We start from the raw sequence: 2,082 nt of genomic DNA, 5'->3' as shown, positions 1-2,082 counted from the left end.
GTTGCGCGCGGCCGCTACTATCTGCAGACCGGCGAACTGGACAAAGCGCGTGACGACCTGCTCGCCGGCACGACCGCCAATCCGGCCTATTCCAATGGATTGCTGCTGCTTGCCGTCGCCTATTACGAAGCCGGCGAGCTGGAACCCGCCGAACAGGCTATCGAAAACGCCGACCGCCTTGATCCGAACGATCCGGTGATTTCATCCTTCCGCACGGCGGTTGCAATCGACGAGTACGAAGCCGACAAGGCGATCGCCAGCGCACAGGAAGCGCTGAAGCGCACCAGAGCGCGCGGCGGCGACTATGCCGCCCTCAGCGCCAATCGCGACACCGGCTCGACGTTGAACGACGCGTTCCGGCTACTCAATCTCAACGCCTGGGGCCGCTACTACGGCGACGCGGTTTTCGATCCCTTCACCGGCTCCGGCTATGTCGACCAGGCGCTTGCCGGTAGCTTAAATCCCTTCGTCAACAATCTGCGTTTCGGCGACGTGCCGACGGAACCGGGCCCTAATGCAACCAGCTTCTCATCGTTTTTCCAAGGCTTGATGCTCGACCCGCAAATGCTGGCCGGCCGCCAGAGGAGCGCCAACATCCTCCGGCGACCTTTCATCGAAACCACCGTCGGCGGGGGTTTTGTCGCCGATGACGGCGATCTGGGTTGGAACAGCGAAATCGAAACCCAAGGGTATCAAGCAGCTCCCTTTCCCTGGAGCTTCTACGGCAGGATCAACGGTTTGGAGACCGACACGCGTCGCGGCGATGATCCAGCGACCGGCCAGTTCGATCTCGATGACCGGTCGATCACCGGCACAGGCTACATGGCCATGAAGCCGACGCCGAATGACCGGGTGGTGGCGTATATCGATGTCAAGGACTTCGAGTTCGACCTAAGCACAGTGCTGGACCCTACCGTTCTGCCGCTAGGAGGAACGTATGCCGACTCCGGCGACACCCGAACCGGCAACGCCGGGGTCGCCTGGAGCCATACATTTGGTTACCAGAACGTTGCCAGCGCGGCGCTGTTTGCGACCGACATTACGGATCGAAGCAACAGAACCCGCTTGGAGGAAATCGGCTTCGGGGAAACAGGATTCATTCTGGAGAGTGAGACCAGCCAGCAATCCTATCTCGCCGCATTCAATCACATCTACGGAACCGGTGACTTGACTCTCCGATACGGAGGTGAGGGCGGACTTTTGGAAGTCTCAAAAGACGAAACGCTTTCTTTCGTGTTTCCTTTTATCCCGGACACAATCATATCCGAATCCACTACGGCAGTCGATGTCGCCATTGGGCGCGTCTATTTCGACGCCGTCTACGAGTTCAACCCCAATCTCAAAGTGGAGGGAGCCCTATTCGGCACTTATCTCGACGGTGGCACGATTGATGAACAACGCCTGGAGCCTCGCCTCGGTGTCGCCTGGACGCCTTTCGAAGGCCATTACCTACGCGCCGGGTTCCTGCGCGAAGGCTCGTTCATAACGTCGGCGACCTTGGCGCCGGTCGGAATACTCGGCCTGCAATCCAATCAGAATTCTCTAGCTGTCGACGGCTTTTCGGACACGTTTGCCGCGCGCTGGGACGCAGAGTGGAACAGCCGCCTTTTTACGGCCGTCGATTACCAGCATCAGGAATTCGAGAAACTTTCGATCGGCGTTCCGGCTTCCGCCACCACAATCGATCTCAGCGAGGGCCGGCTCGACCGGATCAGCGCCACGGCCAACGTCTGGATCGGCAACGGCTTCGGCGCGTTCGCGACCTTTGCCTACGCCGATTCAGAGAACGAAGATCCGACAAGTCCAGGCTTCGGCGGCCCGCTGCCCTTTGTCCCCGAAACGTCCGCGCGGTTTGGCCTGACCTGGGTTCACCCGTCCAACATCAAGGTCACGCTGGCCGAAACCTATGTCGGCTCACGCACCGGCGATGCGGCGGGGACTGAGCTCGAATCCTACTGGTCGACGGATGCCTTCCTGACCTGGGAACCTTTCGACAAACGATTTGAACTCGAAATTGCCGCGTACAATCTGTTCGACGAGGATTTTCAGGTCGCATCGTTCACCCCCGGCTGGGGCCGCAGC

At 59.8% G+C, this 2,082-nt stretch carries 1 pseudogene; it reads left to right on the top strand.

The features are described 5' to 3' along the window. Window positions 1-342 precede the first annotated feature (342 nt). Window positions 343-2,082, top strand: a pseudogene (locus tag EOA86_RS39020) (TonB-dependent receptor); the annotation flags it as partial.

The sequence above is a fragment of the Mesorhizobium sp. M5C.F.Ca.IN.020.32.2.1 genome, assembly GCF_004023105.1.
In the GTDB taxonomy this organism is placed as follows: domain Bacteria; phylum Pseudomonadota; class Alphaproteobacteria; order Rhizobiales; family Rhizobiaceae; genus Mesorhizobium; species Mesorhizobium wenxiniae.
This window is presented reverse-complemented; position numbering and strand designations above follow the sequence as displayed.